The organism is Aestuariivirga sp. (assembly GCF_047600585.1).
In the GTDB taxonomy this organism is placed as follows: Bacteria; Pseudomonadota; Alphaproteobacteria; order Rhizobiales; family Aestuariivirgaceae; genus Aestuariivirga.
In genome coordinates this window covers 3495815-3521526 of the sequence record NZ_JASGKP010000001.1, presented here as the reverse complement: position 1 = coordinate 3521526, position 25712 = coordinate 3495815, and the positions used below count along the sequence as shown (strand labels likewise).

Genomic DNA, 25712 nt, shown 5'->3' with positions numbered 1-25712 from the left:
GTGCTAGGCTCGTGTCCATGAAGGCCGGGGCGTTCACCCGGCCAAGCGTGAATACTGGGAGCACACGTCATGAAACACTTCAGCTTCAAATCCCTTTTGGCGGGCGCGGCCATCCTCGCCATCACCGCCACCGGCGCCTTTGCCGAAGTCGTCTTCAACCGCGGCAACTCGGCCGATCCGGAATCGCTCGACCCGCACAAGACCTCCACCGTCTATGAAGCCAACATCCTGCGTGATCTCTTCACCGGCCTCATGGCCCAGGACGCCAAGGCCAATGTCATCCCCGGTGCGGCCGAAAGCTACACCATGTCGCCTGACGGCAAGGTTTACACCTTCAAGCTCCGCGCCGACGGCAAATGGTCGGACGGCACGCCCGTCACAGCGAATGACTTCGTCTATTCCTGGCAACGCCTCGTCAACAAGGACACGGCCGCCGAGTATGCCTACATGCTCGCCCCCGTGGTGAACGCCGAGGACATCACCGCCGGCAAGAAGAAGCCGGAGGAACTGGGCGTGAAGGCGATCGATGACCTGACCTTCGAAGTCACGCTCAATGCGCCCACGCCCTATTTCCTCGAGATGCTGACCCATCAGGCCACCTATGCCATCAGCAAGGCCAACGTCGAGAAGTTCGGCGCCGACTTCATCAAGCCCGGCAATCTCGTCTCGAACGGCGCCTACATGCTGGCCGAGTTCGTCCCCAACGATCATGTCAAGCTCGTCAAGAACCCCACCTTCTTCGATGCCGCCAACGTGCAGATCGACACCGTCAACTTCATCCCGACGGAAGACCGCTCCACCGCCATGAAGCGCCTCGAGGCGGGCGAGCTCGATTCCAATGACGACATCCCCACCGAGCAGCTTGCCGAGCTCAAGACGAAGTTCGGCGACCAGGTGCGCATCGGGCCCTATCTCGGCACCTATTATTATGTCTTCAAGACCGACAAGGAGCCGTGGAAGAACGTCAAGCTCCGCCACGCCATCTCCATGGCGATCGACCGCGACTATCTGGCCGAGAAGGTTTGGCAGAACACCATGGTGCCGGCCTATTCGCTGGTGCCGCCCGGCATCAGCGGCTACGAGGCCCAGCCCACGGATTACGCAGAGAAGACCCAGCTCGACCGCGAGGACGACGCCAAGAAGATTCTCACGGAACTGGGTTATACGCCCGAGAAGCCGCTGAAGATGGAGATCCGCTACAACACATCGGAGAACCACAAGAACACCGCGGTGGCGATCCAGGAACAGTTGAAGCCGCTCGGCGTCGAAGTCTCGCTGGTCAACACCGACACCAAGACGCACTACGGCTTCCTCGAGCAGAAGGGTGACTTCGACATCGCCCGCGGCGGCTGGATCGCCGACTACAAGGACCCCGGCAACTTCCTCGATCTCTGCAAGACGGGTGCGGGCAACAACTACGCCCAGTATTCCAACCCGGACTATGACAAGCTCCTCGCCGAGGCGGCCAAGGGCGGTGACGACCGGATGAAGAAGCTGGAGGAAGCAGAGGCCATGGGTGTGGCCCGTGACCTGTGCTTCGTGCCGCTCCTCTTCTACAGCTACCACACCATCGTTTCGTCCAAGCTCTCGGGCTGGGAAGACAACGTGATGGACGTCCATCCCACGCGCTTCATCAAGAAGAACTGATCCGACATGACAGTGTCCGCTCCGGCCACGGCCGGGGCGGATGCCTTGAGTTCTTCTCATGCTGCGCTACGCACTCCGCCGCCTGCTCACCGCCATCCCGACGCTCTTCGTGATCGTCACGATCTCGTTCTTCCTCATCCGCGTGGCGCCGGGCGGCCCCTTCAATCAGGAGAAGGGCCTCAATCCCGTCATCAAGGCCAATCTCGAACGCCAGTTCGGCCTCGACCTTCCACTGTGGAAGCAGTACCTCAACTATCTCGGCAACCTGCTGCGCGGTGATTTCGGCCCGAGCTACAACCTGCCGGACTTCACTGTGGGCGAGCTCTTCCGCACCGGGCTCCCCGTCTCGATCCAGCTTGGCACGTCCGCCCTCATCCTCGCTCTTGTCTTTGGCAGCATCCTCGGCATCATCGCCGCGCTGAACCAGAACCGCGCGGGCGACTATGCCGTCGTCGCCACGGCCACCGCCGGCAGCACCATCCCCACCTTCGTGATCGCGCCGCTCTTCCAGTTGTTCTTTGCCCTCACCCTGAAATGGGTACCGGTCGGCGGCTGGGGCGATGGCGCCTTCGTCAACAAGGTGGGCCCCGTCCTCACCCTCATGCTGCCGCAGCTTGCCATCGTCGCCCGCCTGATGCGCGGCTCGATGATCGAGTCGCTCCGCGCCCATCACATCCGCACCGCCCGCGCCATGGGCCTCTCGGATTATTCCGTCATCGTCCGCCATGCCATGCGGGGGGCACTGCTGCCGATTGTCTCCTATGCGGGCCCAGCCGCGGCCTCGCTCCTCACCGGCTCCCTCATCGTCGAATACATCTTCTCGATCCCGGGCGTGGGACGCTACTTCGTCGATGCAGCCCTCAACCGCGACTACACGCTTGTCATGGGCACGGTGGTGGTGATCGCCATCTTCACGCTTCTCTTCAACCTGATCGTCGACCTGCTCTATGCCGTGGTCGATCCGCGGGTGCGCTATGACTGATGCCACCCGTGCGCAGCCCGTGGCCGGGCGGTCCCTCTGGGCCGATGCCAGGGCCCGCCTCCTCCGCAACAGGGCGGCGATGGTGAGCCTCGTCTATCTCGTGCTCATGGCCATCACCTGCATCTTCGGGCCCATGCTGGCCCCCAACGATCCCACCACCATCCATGCCGACTATACCCGCGTGCCGCCGTCACTTTCGACCTATCCCAAGGCCGATGCCGTGGAAGCGGCTCTCAAGGATGTGCTCCGCCGCGCCCGCCTCGACGTGGTCTCGTGGTCGCAGGCAGGCGAAACGGTGACGGTGCGGATCCGCTCCAGCAAGCCCATCGACCCTCGCACCACCCGCTATCTCGACCGCTCCGACGCCTTCGAGAATAGCGCCATCACCGAAACATCAGCCGACGGCCTCGAAGCCACCATGACGGCCAACGTCAAGCAGACCTATTTCTACTTCGGCACCGACAGCAATGGCCGAGACCTCCTGCAGCGTACCCTGATTGCGGGACGCGTCTCGCTCTCGATCGGTCTCCTCGCCGGCGTCGTCGCTGTGGTGATCGGCGTGCTCTATGGCGCCACCGCAGGACTCATGGGCGGCAAGACGGATGAAGTGATGATGCGCATCGTCGACATCCTGTATTCGCTGCCCTTCATCTTCTTCGTCATCATGCTGGTCGTCTTCTTCGGCCGGAATTTCGTGCTCATGTTCCTTGCCGTGGGTGCGGTGCTCTGGCTCGACATGGCGCGCATCGTGCGGGGCCAGGCGCTTTCGCTCAAGCGTCAGGAATATGTCCAGGCGGCGGAGGCGCTCGGAGTCACCCGTTGGGGCATCCTCATCCGTCACGTGGTACCAAATCTCCTGGGGCCCGTCGTCATCTACATGACGCTGCTTGTGCCGCAGGTGATCATCCTCGAAAGCTTCCTCTCCTATCTCGGCCTCGGCGTGCAGGAACCGCTCTCCAGCTGGGGTGTGCTCATCTCGCAAGGGGCGAAGAGCATTCCCGGCGCCCAGTGGCTGCTCATCTTCCCGTCGCTCTTCCTCACCTCCACGCTCTTCGCGCTGAACTTCATCGGCGACGGCCTGCGTGATGCGCTCGATCCGAAGGACCGCTGAGATGGCGGATGATGTCCTCGCCCTCAGGGACGTGGCGGTGCGCTTCCATACGCTCGACGGCATCGTCGATGCGGTGAAGGATGTCTCCCTCACGGTGAAGCCGGGCGAGACGCTGGCCATCGTGGGCGAGTCCGGCTCCGGCAAGAGCCAGCTGATGATGGCGGTGATGGGCCTTCTCGCCGGAAACGGCGAGGCGAAGGGCGAGGCGCTCTTCGATGGCCGCAACCTTCTCACCCTGCCGCGCGCCGAGCTGAACACCATTCGCGGCCGCCGCATCACCATGATCTTCCAGGAGCCGATGACCTCGCTCGATCCGCTCTACACGGTGGGAAGCCAGTTGATCGAGCCGATCATGCAGCACCAGGGCCTTTCGGCGGAAGCCGCCCGCGCCCGTGCGATCGAGATGCTGGAGCTGGTGAAGATCCCCGATGCGGCCCGCCGCATGGGCTCCTATCCGCACGAGATGTCGGGCGGGCAGCGCCAGCGCGTGATGATCGCCATGGCCCTCGCCAACGATCCCGAACTTCTCATCGCTGATGAGCCCACGACCGCGCTCGACGTCACCATCCAGGCGGAGATCCTCGATCTCATGGCCGACCTGCAGAAGCGCCTCGGCATGGCGATGATCTTCATCACCCATGATCTCAACATCGTGCGCCGCATCGCCCACCGCGTGGTGGTGATGCGCCGGGGCGAGGTGGTGGAGGAAGGGAAGACCGCCTCCCTCTTCGCCGCACCCAAGCGTGACTACACGCGCGCGCTGCTCAACGCAGAGCCCACCGGGCGGAAGGAACCCGTGGCGAAGGATGCCCCCGCCATTCTCTCGGGCACCGGCGTGCGGGTGAGCTTTCATTTCGGCGGCGGCCTCCTCACCGGGCCTGCCCTCACGCTGCGCGCCGTGGACCGGGTTTCGCTCTCGCTCCGCGAGGGGCAGACCATCGGCATCGTCGGTGAATCCGGGTCGGGCAAATCCACGCTGGCGCGTGCTCTCTTGCGGCTTCTGCCGAGTGAAGGCGCCATCTCCTTCCAGGGCCGCAACATCAGCGGCCTCGGCGTGCAGGAGATGCGCCCCTTGCGGAAGCAGTTGCAGATCGTGCTGCAGGATCCCTTCGGCTCCTTGAGTCCGCGCATGACGGCGGGGCAGATCATCACCGAGGGGCTACTGGTGCATCAACCCGGCCTGTCAGGCGCAGAGCGGGACCGGGCCGCCGCCCGCGCGCTGGAAGAGGTGCAGATCGATCCGGCCTTGCGCAACCGCTATCCGCACGAGTTCTCCGGCGGGCAGCGCCAGCGCATCGCCATCGCCCGCGCCATCATCCTCAAGCCGAAGGTGGTGGTGCTGGACGAGCCCACCTCGGCCCTCGACCGGCAGGTGCAGAAGCAGATCGTCGACCTCCTGCGCGACCTGCAGAAGGCGAACGGCCTCTCCTATCTCTTCATCAGTCATGATCTCGCGGTGGTGCGCGCCATGGCCGACCACATCATGGTGATGAAGGATGGCCGTCTCGTTGAGGAGGGGACACCCGACGAGGTGATGGACCATCCGTGCGATCCCTATACCCGCCGCCTGATGGCCGCGGCCTTTTCCGAACACCCTCAATCCTGATCCGGCCAGAATTGCAGGGCGGGCTAGCGCGCCCTCTCCTACCGCCGTCATTCCATCCAAGCAGCACGACAGTGCTGCGCGAGATGGAACCCCGCTTCCGTTTGCCAAAGCTGGGTTCCATGTCTCGCGACGCAAGCGTCGCTCGCATGGAATGACGTTGTTGATTGTGTCTCTCCATGCCCTGCCGTGGAGACAGCGGCACAGTCACGGCCGCCTGTTTGACTCTCCCACCCGGCGCATGCCAAAAGATCGCCATGTGCTTTCACCTGACAGCATCGGGCGAGGTCATCCCGCTCCTCTCGCGCACCGCCAAGACGGATGTCCTGGTCAATTGCGCACGCATTGGTTTCAAGCCGTAAGCTTCTGTTCCTGAAACATAATTCCGCGCCTCCTGAGGTGCGGCATCAGCCATTTCAAGACCGGAGTCGCATTCAAATGACCGTTCACCAGAAGAACCTCAACATCGAGGAAATCGTCAAGGCGGATATCGCCCATCATTTTCATCCGTTCACGGATCACAAGTCCTTCCACGCCGCCGGTGGCCCGCGCGTCATCACCCATGGCGACGGCGTCTACATTTGGGACGGAAAGGGCAACAAGATCCTCGATGGCATGTCGGGCCTGTGGTGCGTGAACATCGGCTATGGCCGCAAGGAATTGGCCGAGGTTGCCTACCGGCAGATGCTCGATCTCCCCTACTACAACACCTTCTTCAAGACGACGACGGTGCCGGCCACCGAGCTTGCCAGCAAGATCTCTTCGCTCCTCCCCAGGCGCTTCCAGCACATCTTCTTCACCAACTCGGGCTCGGAAGGAAACGACACCATCGTCCGCTGGGTGCGCCACTACTGGAAGGTGATGGGCAAGCCCTATCGCCAGCACATCATCGGGCGTCGCCGCGGCTATCACGGTTCCACCTGGGTGGCGGCCAATCTCGGCGGCATGGTCGGCATGCACGAGCAGGGCGGCACCCAGCTTCCGGGCTTCCACCACATCCAGCAGCCCTATTGGTATGACTTCGGCGGCGACAAGACGCCGGAGGAATTCGGCCTCGAGGCTGCCGCCGAACTGGAAAAGAAGATCCTCGAACTGGGGCCCGACAACGTTGCCGCCTTCATCGGCGAACCCATCCAGGGTGCCGCCGGCGTGCTCATTCCGCCCTCGACCTACTGGCCGGAAGTGCAGAAGATCTGCCGCAAGTACGGCATCCTGATCATCTCCGACGAAGTGATCTGCGGCTTCGGGCGCACCGGTAAATGGTTCGGCTTCGAGCAGTTCGGCTACCAGCCCGACATCATCAACATGGCCAAGGGCCTGTCGTCCGGTTATCTGCCCATTGGCGCGATCGCCTTCTCGGAAGAGCTGATCAAGCCCTTCTTCGACAAGGGTGGGGAGTTCTACCACGGCATGACCTATGACGGTCACCCCGTCGCCTCCGCCGTGGCGCTCAAGAACATCGAGATCATCCAGAACGAGAAGCTGGTCGAGCGGGTCGCCGAATTGGCGCCGCATTTCAACGCGATGCTGAAGAAACTGGAGGACCATCCGATCGTCGGCGAAACCCGCAGCGTAGGCCTGATTGGCGCACTCGAACTCACCCGCAACAAGGCGAAGCGCGAGCGCTTCAACGAGTCCGGGCGCGTGGGCACCATCTGCCGGGATCACTGCTTCAACGCTGGCCTGATCATGCGGGCCTGCTGGGACACCATGGTTCTGGCACCGCCCTTCTGCATTACCGAGAAGGAGATCGACGAGATCGGCAAGCTGGCGCGGCAGGCATTGGACAAGACCTATGCCGACGTGAAAGCGGAGGTTGCATAGACGACGAGAATACCGGGCCAGGCGTGTTTTGCACCCTGGCCCAAAAATTGCTTAGGTTCCGGCGAGACCCGGCACCTGAATCACGGAAGACCACCACGGAGGGCGAACCATGAAGACCATTCTTTCCTATTCCACCCTGAACCGCCGCAAGCTGCTGCGCGGCAGCGGCGCGCTGTTCGCAGGCCTGACGCTGCTGCCCTACAAGGCCATGTCGGAGGAAGAGAAGAAGCTCAGCTTCTACAACTACGACACCTACATCGGCGAACACACGCTGGCTGATTTCCAGGCCGCCACCGGCATCGAGGTGAAGATGGACCTCTTCGCCGACGGTGACGAGCTCTTCACCAAGCTCAAGGCCGGCAATCCCGGCTATGACGTGATCATTCCCACCAACGACAAGGTGGAGCGCATGATCAAGGCCAACATGCTGGTGCCGCTCGATCACGGCAAGATCCCCAATATCGCCAACATCGACCCGATCTTCATGGACGCCACCTTCGATCCGGGCCGCAAGTTTTCGCTTCCCTACATGTGGGGCACGGTGGGCATCGGCTACCGCAAGTCCAAGGTGGCGGATGCCTCCTCCTGGAAGGTCATGCTGGATGACCCGACCTATGCCGGCCGCATCGCTTCCCTCGGCGACCAGGAGCACAACATCGGCATCGCCCTCAAGTATCTGGGCTATGGCTACAACTCCACCAACATCGACGAATTGAACAAGGCCAAGGACCTGCTCATCTCCGCCAAGAAGGGCATCAAGAAGTATGCCGACGACAACGGCCAGGACCTACTTGCACAGGGCGAAGTCGATCTCACCATGGAGTACAACGGCGACATCGCCCAGGTGATGGCGGAAGACGACGACATCACCTACGTGGTGCCGAAGGAAGGCTCCAACGTTTGGCAGGATACGATTGCCATTGCCGCGGGCGCGCCCCATCCGGAGAACGCCCACGCCTTCATCAACTTCATCTTCGACAAGGATGCCGGCAAGCACATCGCCGAGACGATCCAGTACGCCACCCCCAACAAGGCGGCGCGCGAAATCATGGATGAAGCCTACCAGAACAATCCCGCCATCTTCCCGCCCCAGGACATTCTCGGCAAATGCGAATATGCCTCCTATCTGGGCGAGGAAGCACTGAAGGTGCGTGACGAGATCTGGACGTCGATCCAGGCGGCCTGATGGGCCCCACTGACTGACACTCCCGCGGAGGCGTGATGAGCGCCTCCGCTTTTTTGTGCGAGAGACGAATGCCGCTGCCGCCACCGCCCCACCTGCCGCTTGATGTGATCCGCAGCTTTGTGACGGAGAGCTTCGAGCTCACCGGCGATTGGCATCGTCTTGATGGTGAGCGCGACCAGAACCACCGCCTCGTGACGGCGGCGGGTTCTTTTGTGGTGAAGGTCTGCAGTCCGAGCGAAGGCGAGGCGCTTGCCGAGGCGCAGGCGCAGGCGCTGCGCCACATCGCCGAAACGGCACCGGGGCTGCCGGTGCCGCAGGTGCAGATCGCAAAGACAGGCACCGCCGTTCCGGTGCTGCAGCATGGCGGTGAGACCTATCCTGTGCTGGTGCTGAGCTGGCTCGAGGGTGAGGTGATTGCGGAAAGCGAACTCACGCCGCGCCAGTACGAAGCCTGGGGCGCCATGATCGGTCGCCTCACCCATGCGCTCCGCGGCTTCGGTTCCGCCTTCATCACCGGCCGCCAACTCGCCTGGAATACGGCGCGCTTCGCCGAGGCGGGATTCACGCTGGATAAAGTTCCGCCGGACGCAGGTGCTCTGCTCCGCCCGGTGATCGCGGAGTTCGAAGCTTCTGTTGTTGCACGGCTCAAGCACATGCCGCACCAGATCATCCATGGCGACGTGCATCCCTACAATACGCTTCTTGCGGGTGACGGCACGATCGGCGGCATCATCGACTTCGGCGACATGATCCACGCGCCGCGCCTGCTCGATCTTTCCAACGCCATCGGCGATTGCCTCGTGCCGGGTCATGATTTCGCCGCCACCATCACGGGTCTGGTCAAGGGCTTCCTCGCCCATGTGATGCTCGAGGAGGACGAGATCGATCTTCTCCTGCCGCTGGCGAAGATGCGTCTCGTCACCAGCTATCTTGTTGCCCAGTCCCGCGGCCATGGTGCTGGCGGCCTGACGCCGCAGATCACGGCACTCGCTGCCATCAGCCTCGATGTGCTGAAGGCGTTGCAGGCGCGCGATTTCAGTGACGTGGTGTTGCAGGCGGCAGGACGCGCTCGTCCGCAAGGGGCGAGCGATGCCCACATCATGGCGCGCCGCATCGCTGCCATGGGGCCGAAGCCGCTCCTCTTCTACGAGACGCCGCTGCACATGGTGCGGGGCGAGGGCGTGTGGCTCACCGCCAGCGACGGGCGGCGCTATCTCGATTGCTACAACAACGTGCCCCATGTGGGCCACGCCCACCCGCACGTGGCCGAGGCGGTGGCGCGGCAGCTCCGCATCCTCAACACCAACACGCGCTATCTCACCGACGAGTCGATTGCCTATGCCGAGCGCCTCAAGGCCACGCTCAATCCCTCCCTCGATACGGTGATCTTCGTCAATTCCGGCAGCGAGGCGAACGACGTGGCCTGGCGCATGGCCAATGCCTTCACCGGCCACCGCGGCGCGCTCTGTATGGATTTCGCCTATCACGGCGTGACGCTCATGACCGACATGGTCTCGCCCTCCAACTATCCGCCGGGCAAGTGGCACATGCCGCTCGTCCGCCAGATGGAGGCGCCCGACCGTTATCGCGGCCCTTTCGGTCACGATCATCCGGATGCAGCGAGTGCCTATTGCGCGATGATCGATCCCCTGATCGATGATCTGCAGGAGCAAGGCCACGGCGTCTCGATCGGCATCATCGACTCCGCCTTCATGACCAACGGCTTCGTCGATGCGCCCAAGGGCTATGTGCAGCAGATGATGGCGCGCATCCGCAAGGCCGGCGGACTCTTCATCGCGGATGAAGTGCAGTCGGGCTTCGGCCGCATGGGCACGCACATGTGGGGCCACCAGCACCACGGCATCGTTCCCGACTTCGTCACCATCGGCAAGCCCGCGGGCAACGGCTATCCCATCGGCGTTGTCATCACCCGGTCAGAGATCCTCGACAGGTTCGTCTCGGAAACAGGTCCGTTCTTCTCCACCTTCGGCGGCGGCAATGCTGCCTGCGCGGCGGGGATGGCCGTGCTCGACGTGATGGAGCGGGAAAGCCTGCAGGCCAACAGCCTGTCGACCGGCAATCATCTGCGCGCCGGCTTGCGGAAGCTGATGGAGAAACACGCCATCATCGGCGACGTCCGGGGATCGGGACTGGCCACCGGTGTGGAGTTCGTGCGCGACCGGAGGACCAAGGAACCGGCCGCGGCCGAGACGAAGCGTGCGGTGAACCGCCTGAAGGACGAGGGGGTTCTGGTCGGTACGGATGGCAAATTGGGCAACGTGATGAAAATACGCCCGCCCCTTGCCTTCTCAAAAGCCGAGGCAGATCTTGCACTTGCCGCTCTGGCACGGGTTCTGGAGGCAATCGGCTGAACTTGCGGGGCGGCAAAAAATCGGGTTAAAACCAAAAGAAAAAACAAAAGGCGAGGGGAACAGGGCATCTTGGAAGACTGGAAAAGCAACGGCCGCACCTTCTGGACGCTGGGCACGCCTGCCACCCTCTGGCTCGTCATCTTCTTTCTCGCACCACTCGCCTACCTCCTGGTGCTCTCCTTTTCCAGCAAGGCGGTGATCGACGGTCAGGTCTCGGTCAACGATTACACCTACCTCACCGGCATCGATAACTACGTCCGCTCCATCAATCCCGACATCATCTCCATATTCATCCGGACCCTGTGGTGGAGCGCGCTTGCCACCATCGCCTGCCTGCTGGTGGGCTACCCCATCGCCTTTGCCATCTGCTTCATGCCGGAGCGCTGGCGGCCGCTTGCCCTGCTGCTGATCGTGCTGCCCTTCTGGATCAACCTGCTGATCCGCACCTATGCGCTGAAAACCGTGCTGGGCGCGCGCGGCATCGTCGGTGCCTCTCTCAACGCCATCACCGGAATCTTCGGTTATCAGGTCGACATCATCGGCACCACGCCCGCCGTGATCTTCGGCCTCGTCTACGTCTTCCTGCCCTTCATGATCCTGCCGCTCTATTCGACGATCGAGCGCCTCGACAAGAGTTACCTCGAGGCCAGCCTCGATCTTGGCGCCTCGCAGCTCCAGACCTTCATGAAGGTGACGCTGCCGCTCACCATGCCGGGTATCGTGACGGGCCTCATCCTCGTCTTCATTCCCTGCCTCGGCATGTTCCTCATCTCCGACGAGCTGGGCGGCACCACCTCCTGGATGATCGGCAACGTCATCCAGTCGCAGTTCGGACCTTCAAATGACTGGCCCTTCGGCTCGGCTCTCTCCTTCGTGCTGATGCTGCTCACCATTATCGTGCTGGTGATCCAGTGGTACGTCCAGAACCACTCCAAGGGCGTGGGAGCCTCGTGATGGCGGAGCAGATGAAACCGGGCGTGGGCCCCCTCGAATACGGCCGCCGCCGCTGGCTGCAGGTGCTCTTCGGGCTCACCCTCGTGGTGCTCTACCTGCCGATTGCGGTACTGATCGCCTTCTCCTTCAACCAGCAGAACCGCGGTGGCGTGTGGAAGGGCTTCACCCTCGAGAACTATCCCAAGGCCTGGCACAACCAGTCGATCTACGACGCCATGGTGAACTCGCTGACCATCGCCTTCGTCACCACGCTGATCGCCACCGTCATCGGCACCATGGTGGCAGTGATGATGTGGCGCTTCCGCTTCCCCATCAAGCCCGCCTACGAGGCGGCCATGGGCCTTCCCATCGTCATCCCCGAAATCTGCATGGGCGTGGCGCTGCTCCTCTTCTTCAACAGCACCGGCATCATGGGCTTCTTCAGCGCCATGATCTGGCCCTTCAATCTTTCCACCATCATCATCGCCCACATCGCCTTCTGCTTCCCCTTCGTGGCCATCGTGGTGCGCTCGCGTCTCGTCGGCTTCAACAAGCAGCTCGAGGAGGCCTCGCGCGATCTCGGCGCCAACGAATGGCAGACGTTCTGGCAGATCCTCGTACCCTTCATGAAGCCGGGCATCATCGCCGGCGCGCTTCTCGCCTTCACGCTGTCGCTCGACGACTTCGTCATCACCTTCTTCACCGCCGGGCCGGAAACGGTCACCTTCCCGGTGAAGATCTACTCCATGGTCAAAACCGGCGTGAAATACGAAGTGAACGCCGCCTCGACCATCCTCATCTTCATCACCATCCTCGCCACAGTGCTTGCCATGAAACTGCAAGCGCCCGAAAAGTCAGGTCATTGATCATGGCAGATCCCATCGTCTCCGTTCGCAACGTGTCGCGCCGCTATCCCGGCGGCGTGACGGCTGTCGACAATGTCTCCGTCGACATCATGCCGAACGAGTTCTTCGCGCTGCTGGGCCCCTCCGGCTGCGGCAAGACCACGCTGCTCCGCATGATCTCCGGGCTCGATACGCCCACCGAAGGCCAGATCTTCATCGGCGGCGAGGACATGGCGCTCACCCCGCCCAACAAGCGGCCCACCAACATGGTGTTCCAGTCCTATGCGGTGTTCCCGCACATGACGGTGGAGCAGAACGTCGCCTACGGCCTGAAGGTCACGGGCGTTCCCGCCGACGAGATCAAGCGCCGTGTCGCCGAAGGCCTCGAGCAGGTGAAGCTCTCGCACCTGGCCGACCGCAAGCCCGACCAGATGTCGGGCGGCCAGCGTCAGCGCGTGGCGCTGGCCCGCGCGCTGGTGAAACGCCCGAAGGTGCTTCTCCTCGACGAACCGCTCTCCGCCCTCGACGCCAAGCTCCGTGACGACATGCGGCTCGAACTCACGCGCCTGCAGCAGGAGGTGGGCATCACCTTCATCATCGTCACCCACGACCAGGACGAGGCGCTCTCCATGGCGACCCGTATCGCGGTGATGGAGAAGGGTGCCATCAAGCAGCTGGCCACGCCGGAAGAACTCTACGAGCACCCGACCTCGCGCTTCGTCGCCGACTTCATCGGCAAGGTGAACCTGTTCGAGGCGAACGTCATCTCGCAGAAGGGCAAGGCCATCGTCTGCAACGCCAAGGGCCTGGGCAAGATCAACCTCAGCTCCGACAAGGAGTGCGGCAAGGACGTGACCATCGCGGTGCGCCCGGAGAAGCTCAAGCTCTCCAAGGCGGCGCCCAAGGCCGATGGCCTCATCAAGGCCGAGGCGCGGGTGCGCGACGTTGCCTATTACGGCGACTGGAGCGAAGTCGTGGTCGAGCTGAACAACGGACAGATGGTTTCGGTCAATGTGCAGAACGAACGGCGCGACGTGAACGCCAGCGTCACGCGGGGCGAGAAGACCTATGTCTCGTGGAGCCCGAGCGACAGCCTGGTGCTGACCGAATAGCAGCCCCACACTTCCGACACCTCACTGAAGGAGCCAGAACATGGCACTTGAAATGGACAAGCTTGGGCGCGTGCCCGGCGACGATGCCTTCCGCCGCACCGACCTGAAGGGCACGACCTGGGAACCGACCTATGCCGGCGCTCTCTCCTTCATGCGCCGCAAGTATTCACGCGACCTCACGGGCGTGGATATCGCCGTGACGGGCGTGCCCTTCGATCAGGCGGTGTCACACCGTCCCGGTACGCGCTTTGGGCCCGAGGGCATCCGCCGCGCCTCGGCCGAAAATGCCTGGGGCCCGTTCTGGCCCTGGAACTTCGATCCCTTCGAGACGCTGGCCGTGGTCGACTACGGCGACTGCTTCTTCGACTGGGGCAAGAAAGAAGATTTCCCGACGACGCTGGAAAACCATGCGGCGGGCATTCTTGCGGCAGGCTCGGAACTGGTGACGCTGGGTGGCGATCACTACATCTCCTATCCGCTGCTCAAGGCCCATGCGAAGAAGCACGGGCCGCTGGCGCTTATCCACTTCGATGCCCATCGCGACGTCGAGGTCGACAACGGCGGCCGCATCGATCACGGCACCATGTTCGGCTATGCCGTGCGCGAAGGCCTGATCGATCCCCGCAAGTCGGTGCAGATCGGCATCCGCACCACCTTCGTGGGCGAGACCACCATGGGCTTCCGCATCGTCTATGCCGACGAGGTGCATGACTCGACTGCGGATCAGCTGGCCAAGATCATCACCGACAAGGTGGGCAAGTCAAAAGCCTACCTCACCTTCGACATCGATTGCCTCGATCCCTCGGCAGCCCCCGGAACCGGCACGCCCATTCCGGGCGGCCTCACCTATCATCAGGCGGCCTCGGTCATCCGCCGCCTGAAGGACGTGAACTTCGTCGGCATGGACATGGTGGAAGTGTCACCGCCCTACGACCATTCCGATCTGACGTCAGCCGCGGCGGCAAGCCTGATCATGGAATATCTCTGCCTCCGCGCCTGGCAGCGCGGTGCGCGAGCCGAGCCAATGCCAGAGTAATTCCTAAGCGGCGTTCTTCTTCGCGGGCGTCACCTTCACCACATCCTTGAGGATGTGTTCGGCGGTGCGCACCGCCTGGGCCGCGATGGTGAGCGACGGGTTCACCGCCGTTGAGGACGGCAGGAACGAGGCATCGACCACGTAAAGATTGTCCACGTCCCAGGCGCGGCAGAAGGGATCGAGCACCGAGGTGGCCGGGTCCTTGCCGAAGCGGGCCGTGCCGCACTGGTGCATGGCGACCTTGATGTCCATCTTCTGGGTGATGATGATGGGATAGCCGAGTTCGCGCATGATCCGGCTCCAGTGCTTCACCAGTTCGCCGTGGGACTTGAGATTGTTGGCGGTGTAGGCGAGCCTGATCTTGCCGTCGCTGTCGATGCTGACGCGGTTGTTGGGGTCCGGCAGGTCCTCCGACATGATCCACCAGTCGACGCTGCGGGTGGCGAACCAGTCCATCAGCCATTCGGGGATGCCCCGCATGTTGGCGGTGAGCATGCCGCCCTGCAGCTTGCCCAGGCCCTGCACGTTGCCGAGCGGATAGGGCTTCACGCTGTTGGCGAGATAGAAATCATTGATGCAGAGCGACTTCTGGAAGACGACAGTGTTCTTCTTGAAGGGGTTCACCGCCATCATCGCGGTGTTGTTGTGGGCCATGTAGTTGCGGCCAAGCTGATCCGAAGAATTGTTGCCGAGTCCCTTGGGGTGCTTTGCATTGGCCGAGCGCAGCAGCAGGGCGGCGGAATTGATGGCGCCCGCACTCGAGATGAAGAGATCGCCGTTGACGATTTTCTTCTGGCCATCCTGTTCGATCTCGACGCCCGTCACCTTGCGGCCGCTGTCGTCGGTGATCAGGCGGTGCACCAGGGATTTCAGCACGAGATCGACATTGCCGGTCTCGATGGCCGGATCAACCATGCGCACTTCGGCATCGTTCTTGGCGCCGAGCTTGCAGGCGAAGCCGTCGCAGGTCTTGCAGCGGATGCACTTGCCGCCGGGGTGATAGTCGACGGCGACAGGAAGCGGGAAGGGCCGCAGGCCTTTGGACCGCAGCTTGGCATCGATCGCCTGTATTTCGGGATCGTGGCCCACGGCAGGATAGGGCATGGGGCCGGAGCGCGGCGGCTCGCAGGGGTCGAGGCCGGCGGTGCCGTGGGTGCCGAAGAGTTGCTCGGCCACATCATAGTAGGGTGCAAGTTCGGCATAGGAGATGGGCCAGGCAGGAGCCACGCCCTCTTCATGCTGCAGGTCCTGGAAGTCCTCGACGCGGAAGCGCAGCGTGGCGGTGCCGAAGAACTTGGAGTTGCCGCCCACATAATAATAGGTGGACGGATTGAACTCGATCCCGTCCTTGTCGCGCCAGGTCTCCTTCGTCGCATAGCGGCGTTCGTGGAAGACGACCTTGACGCTCCAGTTGTCGGCCTCGCGGGGAAGGCGCGTGCCGCGCTCAATCACCAGCACCTTGGCGCCGGCCTTGGCGAGCATGTTTGCCATGGCGCCGCCGCCCACGCCGGCTCCGATGATGATGGCATCATATGACTTCTGGATCGTATCCATTGTGACCTCTGTCCTATCCTGTCCGCAGCCGTGCTGAACGCGGTGCCGTGTCGTCGCGGAAATATGTCGTGCTGTCCCGATGCATGGCGGCCATCACGGCGAATGAGCTGTCGAGATGAATGCGCATGGCCAGTTCCGCCTGCATGGCATTGCCGCGCTGGAGCGCATGGGCGATGGCGGCATGCTGTTCCGTCACCTCGGCAAGGTGGCCCGGCACCGGGGCGCTCAACTGCCGCATGCGGTCGAGATGAACCTTGGCGAGGTTGATGAATTTCCAGATGCGGGGGTAACCGGAGATGCGGGCGATCTGGCCATGGAAGGCGTCATCCTCCTCAAGATAATCCTCAAGCCGGTTCTCGGCGAGGATCACCCGCATGCGGGCAATGCTGGCGAGGAGGGAGGCACCATCCTGTTCGGTGACGAGTTCGGCGGCCCGGCGCACGCTCTCCACTTCCAGCGCCCGCCGCAGCACGAAGCCTTCCTCGGCCACCGTGAAGGAAATCCGGCTGACCCACGTTCCGGAATGGGGCAGGATGTCCACCAGGTCCTCCTCGGCGAGGCGCTGCAGGGCCTCGCGGACGGGTGTCCGGGAGACGTCGAAGCGTTCGGCGATGTCCTTTTCCTGCACCGCAGCACCCGGCGGCAATTCGAGGCGCACGATCGCCCGGCGCAGATACTCATATATCTGTTCGGCCTTGGCTGGCGCTCGCTCTGCTGGGACTTGACCCGACATTCCGCTTTCCGATGGAAAATACCTTGGCCACTCAATCGCAATTGACAGAGGGCCCGCTTTCAGTGCCTAATAACTCATATATTGGTTTTCGAGACAAGCGTTTTCAGGACAGGGGCCGTGATCCCTGCAAGGTTTGCCCATGAGCACGATCAGTTACCTCACCCGCATCGAATTCGGCGAAGGGCAGATTTCGCGCCTGCAGGAGCTTCTGGACGTACTCAACGTGAAGCGCCCGCTTATCGCCACCGACAAGGGGCTGGTGGCGACGGGTCTGGTCGCCAAGGTCGCAGGCCTCCTCAAGGAGAAGCCGGCCATCTTCGACGGTACTCCGGCAAATCCCACCGAAGAGGCGGTGCTCAACGCCCACAAGGCCTATCGCGACAATGGCTGCGACGGCATCATCGGGCTGGGTGGCGGTTCGGCGCTTGATCTTGCCAAGGGCGTGCGCCTGCTCACCGGCCACGACGGGCCGCTGGCACAGTATACGCTCGTTGCCGGCGGCCTCTCGCGCATCCATGGCCGCATCTGCCCGATGATCGCGGTGCCCACCACCTCGGGCACGGGCTCGGAGGTGGGGCGTGCCGCCGTCATCATCACGGCGGAGGGCCGCAAGCTCGGCATCATCTCGCCCCACATGCTGCCGTCGATTGCGATCTGCGATCCCGAACTCACCTATGGCCTGCCTGCAGGCCTCACGGCGGCCACAGGCATGGATGCGATTTCGCACTGCCTCGAAACCTACATGGCGCCCTCCTTCAACCCGCCCGCTGATGCCATCGCCATGGACGGGCTGATGCGCGGCTGGCGCTCGCTCCGCGCCGCCGTCGCGGACGGCAAGAATGAAGCCGCCCGCAACGACATGATGATGTGCGCACTTGAAGGAGCCATGGCCTTCCAGAAGGGTCTGGGTGCGGTTCATGCCCTCACCCATCCGCTGGGCGCCATCCGCTCGCTCAATCTCCATCACGGCACGCTCAATGCCGTTCTGATGCCCGCCGTGTTGCGCTTCAACCGCCAGGCCATCGGCAAGAAGTGGGAGGCGCTCGAAGCCTTCTTCAAGGCGCCGCCCGACAAGGCGATCGAGGGCCTGAACCAGGACATCGGCATTCCCTCTGGCCTCACCGCGCTGGGTGTCACAGATGAAATGATGAAGCAGGTCTCGGAAGAGGCCCTCAAGGACCACTGTCATGCGACCAACCCCCGCATTGCCACGGCGGCCGATTACCTTGCCATCATGCGCGCGGCAGCGTGAAACGATAACAACAAACGCGAATTTGGGAGACGTCCATGTCTGACATCGAGAAGTACAGGAAGATCTTCGACCTCACCGGCAAGAAGGCCATCGTCACCGGCGGCTCCCGTGGCATCGGCAAGGCGCTGGCGGAAGGCCTCGCCGCGCATGGCGCCGACGTGGCGATCGTGGTCAAGAACACGGTGGAGCGCGGTGAAGCCGTGGCCAAGGACATCCGTGCTGCAGGCCGCGATGCCTTCGTGATCAAGGCGGACGTTGCCAACGAGGCCGACGTGAAGCGCATGACCGAAGAGGTCATGAAGCGCTGGGGCCGCATCGACATTCTCGTCAACAATGCCGGCATCATCTTCCCCGGCAACATCGAGACCTACCAGCTGCAGGACTTCCGCAACACCATGTCGGTGAACCTCGACGGCGTCTTCCTCGTCTCGCGCGAAGTGGGCCAGCACATGATCAAGCAGAAGTCGGGCTCGATCATCACCATCGGGTCCATGTCGGGCTACATCATCAACTGGCCCTTCCGCCACACCGCCTACAACGTCTCGAAGGCAGGCGTGCACCAGCTCACCAAGGGCATGGCGGTGGAGTGGGCCGAACACGGCATCCGCGTCAACGCCATCGCCCCGGGCTACATCCGCACCGAACTCACCGACGAGGTGATGAAGGAACATCCGGACGTGGTGAACAACGAATGGGCCAAGGCCGCAGTGCAGAACCGTATCGGCTCGGTGGATGAACTGGTGGGCGCCACCGTCTATCTCGCCTCGGACTCCGCGAGCTTCACCACCGGCGAAGTGATCGTCATCGACGGCGGCCTGACGCTGCGCTGAGCTTCTTACGCATCTTTCGCTTCGCAAGTGGTGTCCACTTGCTCGCCCGATGCGCTCGCGCAACGGACGAGCTGCTCTTACGAAAGTTACGTCATCTCCACGGGCTTGCTGCGGAAGCGCTTCACCGTTTCCGGCAGCGCCTTGCGGCAGACCACGGGCGGCAGTCCCTTGAGGATCAGCTCCGCATCGGCCACCGCCTGGCGGCCGATGTCGAACAGCGCATCCGGCATGCCGCCGGTGCGGTGGGCCGAGAGCAGCAGGCCTTCCACCTCCCGCACCGGATCATCCTTGGCCACGGGTTCGACAGGGAACACGTCGGTTGCCGCACGGAAGCGGCCGTGCTTCACGAGGTCGATGAAGGCGGCGAAGTCGACAACCGCCGCACGGCTCATCAGCAGGAAGGCGGCGTCCGGGCGGATGAGTTCCAGTTGCCTGCGGCCGAGGAAGCCCTGGTTCTCCGAGGTGACGCCGGCAAAAACCAGAATGATGCGGCAGGTGCGCAGCAGCTCTTCCAGCGGCAGCGGCTTCACGCCGGCCTTCTTCAGCACATAGTCGGGCACCCAGGGATCATGCACGCTGATGTCGCACTTGAACGGCTGCACCAGCCGGTGGAACGAGCGCGCCAGGTCGCCATAGCCGATGAGGCCCATGCTCTCGCCGAACAGGCTGAAGCTCCCCACATTGCCATCAAGGCCATAGGCATCGCGGCCGTGCCGGAAGTCGCGGTCGGCGCGGGTGATGCCGCGGGCCAGATCGATCGCCATGCCGAGGGCCGATTCCGCCACCGCATCGGCAAAGGCGGAGCCGGGGGTCAGCACATGAATACCGTTGGCGAAGCAGTAGTCATAGTCGATGGCGTCGGTGAAGTTGGTTTCAACGTCGATGATGGCGCGCAGCTTCTTCGCCTTCATCAGGCGCTCGCGCGGCAGCTTCGTCTGGCCCATGATGATGCTGGCCTCGGGCAGATGCCGCTCCACCATCTCGTCCGGCATGCGGGAGGTTTCGTGGATCACGAGGTCAGCGAGTGACTCGAGTTTCGCCCGGGTGGGCGGGTCGCAGATCAGCTCCAGCGTGCGCGGCAGCGGATCGACGAGGATGAGCGGGCGGGTCATGGCGGGTATCCTTTGCGGCCACATTATGGGTCGGCGGGCTTGCCTTGCAACCGGCGAAATCAACGGAAAAAGCTCTGGACGCGGCACGTTGCAGCCTCTGCGCGCGGCCACTATGCCGCATGACATTCAGTCCGGACGGGAGGCCATGGTTACTGCGCGTTAACCATGAGTGCCTATGCTTCAGTCACCCGGGCAAGCGCTGCGTATCGCACTCGCCCGCAAGTCTGGTGGCGTAAGAAGGGGTCATTCGCGGGATGTACCGCGAGCGGAATGAAAATCCGCAACCAACCTTCTGCTCCGGCCACACCCTTCAGCCATTCAGCACCATGTCTGCCGCCTTCTCGGCGATCATGATCGTGGGCGCATTGGTGTTGGCGCCTACCAGCAGGGGCATCACCGAGGCATCGACGACGCGGATGCCCTCAAGCCCGTGCACCTTCAGCTTCGCATCCACCACGGCCTTGTTGTCGCTCCCCATCTTGCAGGTGCCCACCGGGTGGTAATGCGAGGAGATGAACTTGCTCATGAAGCCGTCGATGTCCGCGTCTGTGGTGCAGGCGGGGCCGGGATCAACCTCCTCACCGCGGAATTCATCGAAGGCGCGTTGCGCGTGGAGTTCGCGGGCGAGGCGGAAGGCATAGCGGTTGAGCGCCTGGTCAGCCCGCGTGGAGAGATAGTTGTGGACGATCCGCGGCGCATCCAGCGGATTGGTGGACCGCAATGTCACCGACCCGCGGGATTCCGGCCGTAATCCGCACCAGTGAATGTTGTAGCCGTGGAAGGTGGGCAGATAGGTGGCCGAGCCGTTGGGGTTCATGGCGTTGGGCACGAGATAGTACTGGATGTCCGGCCTCTCGAGTGCGGGGTCGCTGCGCAGGAAGGCCATGGCATTCATCGGGAAGACCGAGAGCGGGCCGCGGCCCGCCAGCACATATTGTGCGGCGGCGACGGCAAGCTTCGCCGGGTTCCGCATGTTGTAGTAGGTGACCGGCTTCAGGCATTTGTGCTGCACGTAGGAGCCCACATGATCCTGCAGGTTCTTGCCAACACCCGGCAGGGCGAAGCGCACATCGATGCCGATGGAGGACAGCTCCGTGGGATCGCCGACGCCTGAGAGCATGAGAAGCTGCGGCGACTGGTAGGCGCCCGCCGAGAGAATGAGCTCGCGCTCGGCCCGCACCGTCAGGCGTTCGCCATTGCGGTCAACATCAACACCCACCGCACGCCGCCCCTCGAAGAGAATGCGCAGCGTGCGCGAATGCGTCCACACCGTCAGGTTCTTGCGGCGCATGGCGGGCCAGAGATAGGCCCGCGCCGCCGAACAGCGCATGGGGAAGCGGTGCGTGTGCGTATACTGGGTGTAGACGAAGCCTTCCTGGTCCTCGCCGTTGTAGTCGGGATTGAAGCGGTAGCCCGCCTGCCGGCCTGCCTCGATGAAGGCCTTGAACAGGCCATTGTTGTAGCGCCCGAAGGCGGTACGGAGCGGCCCGCCCTTGCCGCGGAGATCGCTCTCCTCGCCCTTCCAGTTCTCGGCCTTCTTGAAATAGGGCTTCACGCTCTCCCAGTCCCAGCCTTCGTTGCCGAGCTGGCGCCATTCATCGTAGTCGCGGTGATGGCCCCGGCAATAGACTTGGCCGTTGATGGACGAGCTGCCGCCCAGCACGCGGCCGCGGGGCAGCGGCACCTGATATCCGCCAAGCTGCGCTTCCGGTTCCGACTTGAACTGCCAGTCGACACTGCTGCCCACCATGAAGATCTCGCCCGTCGGCATGTGGATCATCGGGTTCCAGTCGCGCGGGCCCACCTCGATGAGCAGCACCCTGTTCTCCGGCTTTTCGCTGAGACGGGCCGCCATGACGCTGCCTGCCGAGCCGCCACCGACGACGATGAAGTCAAAACGAGAGTCCGATCCGGAAGACATGATCCACCTGATTGATTGCGTGAACGGGAGTTGTGTCTAGGCTGCCGTCGAGAGTGCCTTGTGCACTTCGGCGTGGAGATTGTGCTGGATCCTTCGCTTGAGGTCGACAAAGGCGGGTTCGGTCGAAAGTTCGTAGCTGCGCGGGTGGGTGAAATCGACGGGGATGGTGTCGATGATCCGGCCGGGCCGCGCCGACATCACGTAGACGACTTCACCGAGATAGAGTGCTTCGTCGATGTCGTGGGTGACGAAGAGAATGGTCTTGTGTTCCTTCTCCCAGATGCCGAGCAGCAACTGCTGCATGACCACGCGGGTCTGGCTGTCGAGGGCCCCGAAGGGCTCGTCCATCAGGATCACTTCCGGATCATTGGCGAGCGAGCGGGCAATCGCCACGCGCTGCTTCATGCCGCCCGAGAGCTGGTTGGGATAGGCATTCTCGAAGTTGGAAAGTCCCACGGCATTGACATAGTGCCGGGCCCGCTCGGTGATCTCGCGCTGCGGCTTCCCCTGCAGCGAGAGGCCGAACTCCACGTTCTTGAGCACGGTGAGCCAGGGAAAGAGCGAGTAGTTCTGGAACACCATGCCCCGCTCCTTGGCGGGCCCGTGGATCACCTTGCCGTCGAGCTTGCAGTCGCCTGTCGTGGGATCGCGCAGTCCTGCAATGATGTCGAGCAGGCTCGACTTGCCGCAGCCCGAGGGGCCGACGATCACCGCAAACTGCTTGTCGGGGATCTTCATGGAGAGGTTGTTGAGCGCGATCACTGGCGTGGCGCCCGCGGTGTTGAAGTGGAGGCTCAGGTTTTCGACTGTGACGGTGCCCATGTCCGTGTCCTCACCGTGACCGCGCCCAGGGGAGGAGCGCATGCTTCAGACGCTTGAAGATTTCATCCGTCACCAGCCCGAGGAAGCCGATCACCAGGATCGCGACGAAGATCACGTCAGCGTGGAGGCCGCGCATGGCCTGCATGCTCATGTAGCCAAGGCCGGAACTGGAGGCGACGAGTTCGGCGACGACGAGATAGGTCCAGGCCCAGCCCATGGTGACGCGCAGCGTGTCGATGACGCCAGGGAGCGTGGCAGGCAGCAGCACGCGCATGACGATCTGCCGCTTCTTCGCGCCCAATGTGTAGGCGGCATTGAAGAGTTCGTTTGGCACCTGGGCCGAGACATCGGCGAACATGACCAGCTGCTGGAAGAAGGTGCCGATGAAGATGACGGCGATCTTCTCCTCGATGCCGATGCCGATCCACAGGATGAGGAGCGGGATCATCGAGGTGACGGGCAGGTAGCGGGTGAAGTTGACGACAGGCTCGAGAGCGGCCTGCACCACGCGGAAGCTGCCCATCATGATGCCGAGCGGAATGGCGATGATGGAGGAGAGGAAAAAGCCGAGATTGATGACGACGAGACTCGACCATGCATTGCGGAGGAGCGAGCCGTCCATCAGCGTCGTCCAGAAGGCCTTCGCCACCTGGTGCGGCGGTGGACAGAAGGTGGTGTCCACCAGGCCGCCATAGGTGATGAGACACCAGAAGGCGAAGATCGCCAGCGTCACCAGCGTGCTGACGCCGATGCTGAGGCCTTGCGAGATCTCCCGCCGGGGCGTGGCGAGCGTCGAGAAGAGACTGCGCCCGCCCGCCATGGCCTCAGCCCCCGACATAACCGTAGTCGATCATGTCTTCGGGCTTCACATCGACCTGGATGCGGCCGAAGGACTTCCACACATCGAGTGCGGTGCCGAGCGTCTTGGTGATCTGGCCCGGTGCCTCCTTGGTACCGAAGAAGGCGAGGTTCTTGTCCTTGTCGAGGTACTCGATGCCGGAGAGGGTTTCGGCGAAGACCTTGGGATCGTTCAGCCAGCCGCCCACGCCCTTGGCCATGATCTCGTTGGCCTCATCGGGATGCTGCTTGGCGAAGTCGAGCGCCTTGTACCAGGCGCGCACGAAGCCCTTCACGTCGGCCGACTTGTCCTTCAGCGTGGCATCGGTTGCCGCCACCACGTCGGTGATGAGGCCCGGCTTGTCGGCGCTCGAGAGCAGCAGATGGCCATGCTCCGACTTGGCGCCCTGGCTCAGCGCCGGCTCCCAGGTGACGGCGGCATCCACCTGCTTGGCGGCGAAGGCAACGCCTGCGTCAGTGGCCGCCATGTTCACAGGCTCGATATCGGCCTGGCTCATGCCGGCATCCTTGAGCAGCGCATTGAGGAAGAACTGCGAGACCGAGCCTTCCTCGAAGGCCACCTTCTTGCCCTTCAGGTCCTCGATCTTGGTGATGTCCTTGTTGGCGGCAATGCCGTCACCGCCCTTGGAGTTGTCAACGGCGAGGACATAATGAACGCCGATCCCCGGCTTCATGTAGATGGGGAATTCATCGACAGTGGAGGCGACGAGGTCGAGCTGGCCGGCCATCAGGGCGCCCATCTTGATGGGCGTGTCTTCCATGATGACGAGTTCCACATCCACGCCCTCGTCCTTGAAGAAGCCCTTGTCGCGGGCGATGTAGAAGGGGCCGTATCCCACCCAGGTGGAGTGACCGAGCTTGAGCGAGCCCGCATCAGCGGCGGAGGCCATGGCCATGACGGACGCGGCCAGGGCAAGGAGCTTCAGTGTCTTCATCATGGAAATTTCCTCCGGTTGTTATGGGCGCAAGCTGCGCTGGTGCATGATTCGTCCGATGAAATTGAGAAGCACCTGCGCGGCGAGAATGGCTGTGGTGCCGGTGTGATCGTAGTCGGGCGCCACCTCGACGAGATCGATGCCCACGACGGGACCGCGCTTGGCGAGTCCGGCGAGCAGTTCGAGGATCTCGTAATAGAGGAAGCCGCCGTGGCTCGGCGTGCCCGTGCCGGGTGCGATCGAGGGATCGAAGCCGTCGATGTCGATGGTCACGTAGTAGCGCTTGCCTGCGGGAATGCGGGCCAGCACCTGCTCCACCCCGAGCTTGCGGAATTGCCGGACCGAGAGGATGTCGGAGCCCATGCGGCGGGCGTCTTCATAGCCTTCGCGCGCCGTTGACGAGACATTGCGGATGCCGATCTGCGTCAGGCCCGTCACATAGGGCTTCTCGGCGGCGCGGCGGAGCGGGCTGCCGTGGCCGAAGCGCACGCCGTGGCGTTCGTCGACGAAGTCGAGATGCGCATCGACCTGCACCACGTGGATCGGCTCTTGCCCGCTGAAGGCGGCGATGCAGGGAATGTTGATGGAGTGATCGCCGCCCAGCACCACGGGAAGGGCACCCGCCGCCAGCATCTTGCGCACGCCATGTTCGATGTTGGCGTGGGACTTGATCGTGTCGGTGTGGACGATGTCGGCATCACCGATGTCGACCATGCGCACCTGCCCGGCGGGGAGATAGGTGACGTCGTCCTCGTGGTCATAGGCACCGGCGTGACCGAAGGAGAAAAGAGTTGAGGCTTCGCGGATGGCGCGGGGTCCGAAGCGGGCGCCGGAGCGCCATTGCGTGCCGAAGTCATAGGGCGCGCCCATGATGGCCACATCGGCCTCGATCCTGTCCCAGTCGAGTGCGAGCGGCGACTTGCCGAAGGTGGAGATGCCGACAAAGGGCAGATTGAGGCGTCCCGCCTCGTATCCGTGCGCGTTCATACCAAATTCCCTCTGTTCCGAACGCTATGGAGGATTGAACCCCCATAAAATCTCTTT

Annotated in this window: 21 protein-coding genes; 13 read left to right on the top strand and 8 right to left on the bottom strand. The window is 63.0% G+C overall.

The annotated features are described in order from the left end of the window. The first annotated feature begins 69 nt into the window (after positions 1-69). The 11 genes from QM801_RS17270 to speB (QM801_RS17220) all read left to right on the top strand — a co-directional run bounded on the left by QM801_RS17270 (position 70) and on the right by speB (QM801_RS17220) (position 14651). On the top strand, positions 70-1647 hold the full coding sequence (locus QM801_RS17270; protein ID WP_415020445.1) for a peptide ABC transporter substrate-binding protein: 1578 nt from the start codon (positions 70-72) through the stop codon (positions 1645-1647). Between the two features lie 58 nt (positions 1648-1705). After that, the gene (locus QM801_RS17265; RefSeq protein WP_415020444.1) at positions 1706-2629 is read left to right on the top strand and encodes an ABC transporter permease; all 924 of its coding nucleotides are present in this window, start codon (positions 1706-1708) and stop codon (positions 2627-2629) included. After that, on the top strand, positions 2622-3740 hold the full coding sequence (locus QM801_RS17260) for an ABC transporter permease subunit (protein ID WP_415020443.1): 1119 nt from the start codon (positions 2622-2624) through the stop codon (positions 3738-3740). Before QM801_RS17265 ends, QM801_RS17260 begins: the two co-directional genes overlap by 8 nt. A gap of 1 nt (position 3741) precedes the next feature. Next, positions 3742-5346: an ABC transporter ATP-binding protein gene (locus QM801_RS17255; protein ID WP_415020442.1), complete on the top strand. Its 1605-nt coding sequence runs from the start codon at positions 3742-3744 to the stop codon at positions 5344-5346. Positions 5347-5781: 435 nt separating this feature from the next. After that, a complete protein-coding gene (locus QM801_RS17250) occupies positions 5782-7167 on the top strand; it encodes an aspartate aminotransferase family protein (RefSeq protein WP_415020441.1) in 1386 nt (461 codons plus the stop codon). Between the two features lie 109 nt (positions 7168-7276). Further along, entirely contained in the window at positions 7277-8353 is a 1077-nt protein-coding gene (locus QM801_RS17245) for an ABC transporter substrate-binding protein (RefSeq protein WP_415020440.1), read from the top strand. 68 nt (positions 8354-8421) lie between these two features. Beyond that, on the top strand, positions 8422-10725 hold the full coding sequence (locus QM801_RS17240) for an aminotransferase class III-fold pyridoxal phosphate-dependent enzyme (protein ID WP_415020439.1): 2304 nt from the start codon (positions 8422-8424) through the stop codon (positions 10723-10725). A gap of 69 nt (positions 10726-10794) precedes the next feature. After that, positions 10795-11679, top strand: a complete 885-nt coding sequence (locus QM801_RS17235) for an ABC transporter permease (RefSeq protein ID WP_415020438.1) — start codon at positions 10795-10797, stop codon at positions 11677-11679. Then, on the top strand, positions 11679-12524 hold the full coding sequence (locus QM801_RS17230) for an ABC transporter permease (protein WP_415020437.1): 846 nt from the start codon (positions 11679-11681) through the stop codon (positions 12522-12524). Before QM801_RS17235 ends, QM801_RS17230 begins: the two co-directional genes overlap by 1 nt. A 2-nt stretch (positions 12525-12526) precedes the next feature. Next, entirely contained in the window at positions 12527-13615 is a 1089-nt protein-coding gene (locus QM801_RS17225; protein WP_415020436.1) for an ABC transporter ATP-binding protein, read from the top strand. Between the two features lie 40 nt (positions 13616-13655). Then, positions 13656-14651 carry an agmatinase gene (speB, locus tag QM801_RS17220; protein WP_415020435.1) on the top strand — a complete coding sequence of 332 codons (996 nt, stop codon included), beginning with the start codon at positions 13656-13658 and terminating at the stop codon, positions 14649-14651. 3 nt (positions 14652-14654) lie between these two features. Here the strand turns inward: speB (QM801_RS17220) and QM801_RS17215 are convergent, their stop codons facing one another. Both QM801_RS17215 and QM801_RS17210 read right to left on the bottom strand, forming a co-directional pair. Continuing rightward, positions 14655-16205, bottom strand: a complete 1551-nt coding sequence (locus QM801_RS17215) for a GMC family oxidoreductase (RefSeq protein ID WP_415020434.1) — start codon at positions 16203-16205, stop codon at positions 14655-14657. Between the two features lie 13 nt (positions 16206-16218). After that, positions 16219-16938, bottom strand: a complete 720-nt coding sequence (locus QM801_RS17210) for a GntR family transcriptional regulator (protein ID WP_415020433.1) — start codon at positions 16936-16938, stop codon at positions 16219-16221. A gap of 139 nt (positions 16939-17077) precedes the next feature. Here QM801_RS17210 and QM801_RS17205 point away from each other — a divergent pair, with 139 nt between their 5' ends. Further along, on the top strand, positions 17078-18190 hold the full coding sequence (locus QM801_RS17205) for an iron-containing alcohol dehydrogenase (protein WP_415020432.1): 1113 nt from the start codon (positions 17078-17080) through the stop codon (positions 18188-18190). 35 nt (positions 18191-18225) lie between these two features. Then, positions 18226-19020, top strand: a complete 795-nt coding sequence (locus QM801_RS17200) for an SDR family NAD(P)-dependent oxidoreductase (protein WP_415020431.1) — start codon at positions 18226-18228, stop codon at positions 19018-19020. An 86-nt stretch (positions 19021-19106) separates the two neighbouring features. On the opposite strand, the gene QM801_RS17195 is transcribed toward QM801_RS17200, so the two are convergent. The 6 genes from QM801_RS17195 to speB (QM801_RS17170) form a co-directional block, all read right to left on the bottom strand. Continuing rightward, positions 19107-20132, bottom strand: a complete 1026-nt coding sequence (locus QM801_RS17195; protein ID WP_415020430.1) for an NAD(P)-dependent oxidoreductase — start codon at positions 20130-20132, stop codon at positions 19107-19109. Positions 20133-20442: 310 nt separating this feature from the next. Further along, positions 20443-22053: a GMC family oxidoreductase gene (locus QM801_RS17190; RefSeq protein ID WP_415020429.1), complete on the bottom strand. Its 1611-nt coding sequence runs from the start codon at positions 22051-22053 to the stop codon at positions 20443-20445. Positions 22054-22089: 36 nt separating this feature from the next. Beyond that, positions 22090-22875, bottom strand: a complete 786-nt coding sequence (locus tag QM801_RS17185) for an ABC transporter ATP-binding protein (RefSeq protein WP_415020428.1) — start codon at positions 22873-22875, stop codon at positions 22090-22092. A gap of 10 nt (positions 22876-22885) precedes the next feature. Then, positions 22886-23713, bottom strand: a complete 828-nt coding sequence (locus tag QM801_RS17180; RefSeq protein ID WP_415020427.1) for an ABC transporter permease — start codon at positions 23711-23713, stop codon at positions 22886-22888. Beyond that, positions 23700-24671 carry an ABC transporter substrate-binding protein gene (locus QM801_RS17175; RefSeq protein ID WP_415020426.1) on the bottom strand — a complete coding sequence of 324 codons (972 nt, stop codon included), beginning with the start codon at positions 24669-24671 and terminating at the stop codon, positions 23700-23702. Before QM801_RS17175 ends, QM801_RS17180 begins: the two co-directional genes overlap by 14 nt. A gap of 18 nt (positions 24672-24689) precedes the next feature. Next, entirely contained in the window at positions 24690-25655 is a 966-nt protein-coding gene (speB, locus tag QM801_RS17170) for an agmatinase (protein WP_415020425.1), read from the bottom strand. Positions 25656-25712 lie beyond the last annotated feature (57 nt).